Source organism: Pseudomonas sp. BIGb0558 (assembly GCF_024807515.1).
Lineage (GTDB): Bacteria > Pseudomonadota > Gammaproteobacteria > Pseudomonadales > Pseudomonadaceae > Aquipseudomonas > Aquipseudomonas yamanorum_A.
The window spans coordinates 1-5,810 of record NZ_JANUEW010000085.1 but is presented as its reverse complement, the minus strand read 5'-3'; the positions used below and the strand labels follow the sequence as shown (position 1 = coordinate 5,810).

The following is a 5,810-nucleotide window of genomic DNA, read 5'->3' as shown; positions in this document are numbered from 1 at the left end:
CCTTTTGGTTACTTTTGGCTGGGCCGGCATTCCGGGCGTTTGCCAAAAGTGACCCGCTGTAAGAGCGGAACCCTAAGTGGCCGTTACCGCAGCAACGGATATGTACTCAATCACCCCGCCGCCAAAGAAGGCTCCAACTGCCGCTGAGCCAACCAAATCTCCTCCTGCAACCACCGCGCAAACACCTGCAACTGCGGCGAGTCAGTCTGCTCCGGCCGCGTCACCAACCAATAAGACTGATGCCCCTCCACATGCACATTCAACACCTGCGTCAACTGCCCACTGGCCAACTCCGAAGCCACCATGTGCCAATCCGCAATGGTAATCCCCAACCCATCAATCGCCGCCCGAATCGCCAGGTCCAACAGGTCAAACTCATACCCACCCTCGATATCAACCCCACTGATCCGCGCCGCATCCAGCCAGTGCTTCCACGTCAGATACCGCTGATCCTCCCGCGCCAACACATGCAGCAACGTCATGCGATTCAGATCAATCCCGTCACTCCACTCCCGGGCATACAACGACGGCGCGCACACCGCAATATGCCGCTCCTGAATCAACAACGAACTGTCCAACCCATCCCATTCCCCATCGCCAAACCGAATCGCACAATCCAGCGTGCTGGTCTCCGCCAGGCTGTCCTGCAAGCGCGTGGTGATGCTCAACTCCAACTCCGGATGCTGCTCGCGCAAGCGCCCCAGGCGCGGCATCAACCAGCGACTGGTAAAGGTCGGCGGCGCGTTGATGTGCAACCGATTGGCATGGGACTTCTGCTGGATACTGCGCACCGTCAGCTCGATCTTGTCGAACGACTGATGCAACGCCCGCAGCAACACCCGCCCGGCACTGGTCAATTCCAGATGGTGGTGACGACGCTCCAGCAGCGCCTCGCCCAACTGCTCTTCCAGCTGACGCACCTGGCGGCTGACCGCACTCTGCGTCACGTTCAACAGCTCGGCAGCCCGGGTAAAACTGCCGGTACTGCCGGCGACTTCGAAAGCTTTAAGGGCGTTGAGACCGGGCATTTTGCGTTTCATGGACGACACTCGGGAGCACATGGGAAATAACCTGCACAACATACCTTTTTGTATTGGGTCAGCGGTAGCGCGCTGCGTTGACGGAGAAACAATCCCTCCAGGCACCGAAAGTGTCGTTTATCGACGCAGACCGTCGCTCACGCATAAATAGCCTGCGTATAACGCATGCACACTAAGACAAATAAGCATTGGTCGCCGCCGGACTATAAACGCTAGTCTGCCGATGTATTTCTTATTACTTCGCCCCGCTCTTTCGCGATTAACTTATCGAGTCATCGCCATGTCGAAAGCCCCCGCTTCATCTCGGCGAAGTATTGCCTTGCTCGCACTGATATTTACCGCGTGCAACGCCACTACCCACGGTTTCAGTGTGTTCCTGTATTCGGCGTTGCTGCCGCAGATTCGCCTGGGGTTTGACCTCAGTTACAGCCAGGCCGCGTTGATTGCCGCGCTGTTGCAGCTGTTCTACATGGGCGCCTCGATTGCCAGCGGCCTGGCGGCGGCGTGGATCAGCCCGCGCAATATGGTGCGCCTGACCATCGTCCTCAGCCCCGCCCTGCTGGCCTTGGCCGTGGCCACGCCGTGGGTGCTGCCGTTTGCCCTGTGCCTGGCGCTGGTGTCGGCCTGTGCGGTGTCGAACTGGAATGCGATTTCGGCCCTGGCCCAGGACGTGATTCCGGCCACGCACCGCAGCCGGGTGTTGGGATTAGCTTCATCGGGGTCCGCGTTTGCGCTGTGCTTGAACGGGCTGTTGATTGCGCTGTTGCAGGGTTTGTCCTTGCGTCAGTTCTGGCTGATCTGTGCCGGGTTGACGCTGCTGGTAACGCTGCTGACCCTGTGGGCACTGGCCCCGATCAAGGAACCCGCACCGCGTGAGGCCAAGGCGCCCGCGCTGAATCAGGTGCTGCGCCAATGGCTGAAGCTGTGTGTGGCGCAACCGGTGGCGATGCAGATCGTTTTGCTCAGCGCGTTTATCGGCGCCATCAGCGGGCCCTTTCTGAATTTCCTGTCGGCGTTTGTAAGCGAACAGTTGCAGGCCAGCGCCTCGGTCACCGGCTCGATGTGGACGCTGATCGGCATCGGCGGGGTCATCGGCGGCTTGCTGCTGGGCACGCTGGCAGACCGTTGGGGCGCGTTGCGGGTGATGGCCCTGAGTATCGGCGCGTTTGGTCTCAGCATGCTCGGCGTGCTCGGGCACCCCAGCCTGCTGCTGAGCTGGCTGGCGGCCGGGCTGTTCGCGCTGTTTTATTTCCCGTGCTGGGGCTTGATGGCCGCTTACGTCGGCGCCCGGCTCAGCCCGGTGCAGAGCCTGCAAGTGGTGAGCCTGAGCATGGTCAGCTACGGCCTGGCCAGTGCCACCGGCAATGCCTTATGCGGCTGGTTGCTGCAAGTGACCGGCGAGTTTGCCGTGGTCCACGGCTGGATCGTGGCCTGGGTGCTGGCGAGCCTGTTATTGCTGAAGCGCATGGCCCATCGACAAACTGCCGAGGCGCTGGCCGCCCAGATGCCCTGAGTGGCCCAATTGCCGGCGCAGAATCTCCACCAGCGCATCCACCTCCGGCACCTGGCAACCGGCTGAGCGCCAGAACATCAGGCGCGCCGGGGCGATCGGCGGGAAGCCCTGGCGCTCGTCCAGAATCTGCCAATCGGACGGCACCAGGCGCCGTGCCATCACGCCCACCGACAGCCCCTGCTCAATCGCGATCGCAATGCCACGCGGGCTCTGGCTGGTGTAGACCACCTGCCACGAGCGTCCGGACTGGGCCAGTGCCTGCACCGCATTCGCACGAAATGCACAGCCCTCGGCGTACACCGCCAAGGGCACTGACTGACGCCCCACGCAGCTCCAACTGGGCGCCGCCACCCACACCAGCGGCTCGTCGCACAGGTATTCCCCAGCCTGCAAACCGGCGTGCTCCACCCCCAGCACCAGGTCCAGTTCGCCCCGTTGCAGGCGCCCCACCAACGCTGTGGACATCTCGCAGCACACGTCGGGCCGTACCTGGGCGAATTGCGCCTGGAAGTCCTTGAGCATCCCGCCCAGGCAATATTCGGCGTAGTCCTCGGGCATGCCCAGGTGGATACACACTTGCTCATTGGGCAACTGCGCGGCGCTGACGGCCTCGCTGTGCAGCTTGAGGATCTGCCGGGCGTAGATCAAAAAGGTTTCGCCACTGGGGGTCAGGCCCACCGAGCGGCTGGTGCGGCGGATCAGCGGCGTGCCGACGATGTCCTCCAGGCGCTGCAGGCTCTGGCTGACGGTGGATTGGGTCTTGTGCAGGCGCTCGGCGGCGGCCGAGAAACCCTGGCACTCGATAATTGCCACAAACACTTTAAGCAGGGTGCCATCCAGTTCGCCCGACATAACTATCGCCCTCCCCGATGGATTCGATCACAACTTGTAATTTCCACTTTGCACCTCGTTCAGCAACTATCGGTCCAGCCAGAAAACACCAACTGATAGTTCCGGGAGTCTTGCATGAGCCTTCAACTTGCTGACGCTGAAGTGGGCGATATCAGCGACATTATTAATACCGAGCTGTATCCCATACATGATTCGGGCCATGTTCAATTACAGGCCCTGATCGAACACGCCCGGGCGGAACTGGCCGAAGACGGTTGCTGCCTGCTGAAGAACTTCCTGCGCCCCGCAGCGCTTGAGCAGGCGCGCCTGGAAGGCCTGGCGCTGTCGGGCAAGACGTTTTATTCGGTGCGCAAGGTCAACGCCTACTTCACCGAAGACGACACCACCCTGCCCCAGGATGATCCGCGCCGCACGTTCATGGAGCGCACCAGCGGGTTTGTGACCCGCGACATGATCGCCCCGGACGCAATCATTCACCGGCTATACGTGTCGCCGATGATGAAACGCTTTATCGGCGCCTGCCTCAATGAGCCGGAAATCTTCGAGTACGCCGACCCGTTCGCGGGCCTGGTGATCAACGTGATGCCCGACGGCACCGAGCAGCCCTGGCACTTCGATACCAACGAATTCATCGTCAGCATGATGACCCAGAAGCCCGAGGCCGGCGGCCTGTTCGAGTACGCGCCGATGATTCGCTCCCGCACCCAGGAGAACCTCGGCGCAGTGGGTAAGGTGGTGCGCGGCGAAGACCGTTCGCGGGTGCAGGAACTGGAGCTCAACCCGGGCGATTTGCAGATCTTCAAGGGCCGTTTCTCGGTGCACCGCGTCACCCGCGTGGAAGGCGCCACCGAGCGCAACACGGCGATCTTCGCCTACTCCGAAAAGCCCGGAATCATTGGCCGCGCCCAACGCACCAAGCAGCTTTACGGACGCCTGTCCGAAGCCCATCTGCAAGCCGAACGCAACCTGGTGCGCAGCGACCAGTTGCTCGACTGATTCACCCCCTCAAAAAACTAAAAACCCGTATTTGCCCTGCGAGGAACACCCCATGAGTCTGTCCGGCCCCAACCGCAACCCCGCCGATTGTGAACCTACCTATGACGAGATCCAGCAGATCCAGTTGGACCGCCTGCAACGGGTGCGCAACGAACTGAAGAAGCGCGACTACGCCGCCTGCGTGCTGTTCGACCCCACCCACATGCGCTACGCCACCGGCTCGCGCAACATGCAGGTGTACTCGGCACGCAACCCGGCCCGCTATGCGTTTATCCCGGCTGAAGGCCCGGTGGTGGTGTTCGAATTCGGCGGCTGCCTGCACCTGGCCGAAACCCTCAACACCGTCGACGAAGTACGCCCGGCCAAAGCCATCTCCTATTACTTCTGCGAAAGTTTCCTGGGCAACGTCACCGCCGACTGGGCTGCCGAAATCGATGAGCTGGTGCGCAAATGTGGCGGCGGCGGCAAACGCATCGCCATTGAAAGCGCGACCTCGGCCGCGGCCTTCGAACTGCAAAAGCTCGGTTATCAGATTTTTGATGCCCAGGAACCGCTGGAACGCGCGCGCTGCATCAAGGTGCCGAACGAGCTGAAGATGATCCGCGCCAGCCTGCGCGCCACCGAAGCCGGGGTGCGGCTGATGGAAAGCAAACTCACCCCCGGCATCAGCGAAAACGAACTGTGGTCGCACCTGCACCAGCATGTGATTGCCACCGATGGCGATTACGTCGAAACCCGCCTGCTGTCCTCCGGCCCGCGCACCAACCCGTGGTTCCAGGAATGCAGCACCCGGCCCATCGAAGCCGGCGACCTGGTGGCGCTGGACACCGACGTGGTCGGGCGTTTCGGCTACTACGCCGACTTCTCGCGCACCTTTCTCTGCGGCGAACAGGCCGCCACCGCCAAGCAGCAGGAGCTGTACAAGCTGGCCTACGAGCAAGTGCAAACCAACATGGAAATGCTCAAGGCCGGGCGCAGTTTCAAGGAGTACGCGGAACTGGCCTGGAAGATTCCCGAGCATTACAAAAACAACCGTTACTTCGCCCTGGTGCACGGGGTGGGCATGACCGGTGAATACCCCTACGTGGTGCACCGCGAAGACATCGATGCCCTGGGCTACGACGGCGTGTTCGAAGCCGGCATGACCATCTGCGTGGAAAGCTACATCGGCCACGATGACGGCGGCGAAGGGGTGAAACTGGAAGAGCAGATCTACATCCACGAACACGGCATCGAGCTGCTCTCCGATTACCCGTTCGACCCGCGCTTGTTGCGCTGACCCCCAGGATACAAACACCCCCCGTAGCAGCTGTCGAGCCGTGGGGGGGGGGGCATTGCGGGTTATAGGGCAAACCCCAAACACCACCAGCCCAAGCGACACAGGAGCAAACCCTTGGTTTGTTTGGGGC

At 61.6% G+C, this 5,810-nt stretch carries 5 protein-coding genes; 3 read left to right on the top strand and 2 right to left on the bottom strand.

Features of this window, described 5'->3' with window-relative positions:
• Positions 1 to 110 precede the first annotated feature (110 nt).
• Positions 111 to 1,040, bottom strand: coding sequence for a LysR substrate-binding domain-containing protein (locus M2400_RS33350; protein WP_177047830.1), 930 nt, complete (start codon positions 1,038 to 1,040; stop codon positions 111 to 113).
• A gap of 319 nt (positions 1,041 to 1,359) precedes the next feature.
• Here M2400_RS33350 and M2400_RS33345 point away from each other — a divergent pair, with 319 nt between their 5' ends.
• Complete coding sequence (locus tag M2400_RS33345; RefSeq protein ID WP_405046204.1) at positions 1,360 to 2,553, top strand: MFS transporter; 1,194 nt, start codon at positions 1,360 to 1,362, stop codon at positions 2,551 to 2,553.
• Here the strand turns inward: M2400_RS33345 and M2400_RS33340 are convergent.
• Complete coding sequence (locus tag M2400_RS33340) at positions 2,491 to 3,405, bottom strand: LysR family transcriptional regulator (protein WP_259198414.1); 915 nt, start codon at positions 3,403 to 3,405, stop codon at positions 2,491 to 2,493. The genes M2400_RS33345 and M2400_RS33340 overlap by 63 nt on opposite strands.
• Positions 3,406 to 3,519: 114 nt before the next feature.
• Here M2400_RS33340 and M2400_RS33335 point away from each other — a divergent pair, with 114 nt between their 5' ends.
• Positions 3,520 to 4,401, top strand: a complete 882-nt coding sequence (locus M2400_RS33335; RefSeq protein ID WP_177047825.1) for a hypothetical protein — start codon at positions 3,520 to 3,522, stop codon at positions 4,399 to 4,401.
• Between the two features lie 52 nt (positions 4,402 to 4,453).
• Positions 4,454 to 5,680, top strand: a complete 1,227-nt coding sequence (locus M2400_RS33330; protein WP_259198413.1) for a Xaa-Pro peptidase family protein — start codon at positions 4,454 to 4,456, stop codon at positions 5,678 to 5,680.
• The last annotated feature ends 130 nt before the right edge of the window (positions 5,681 to 5,810 follow it).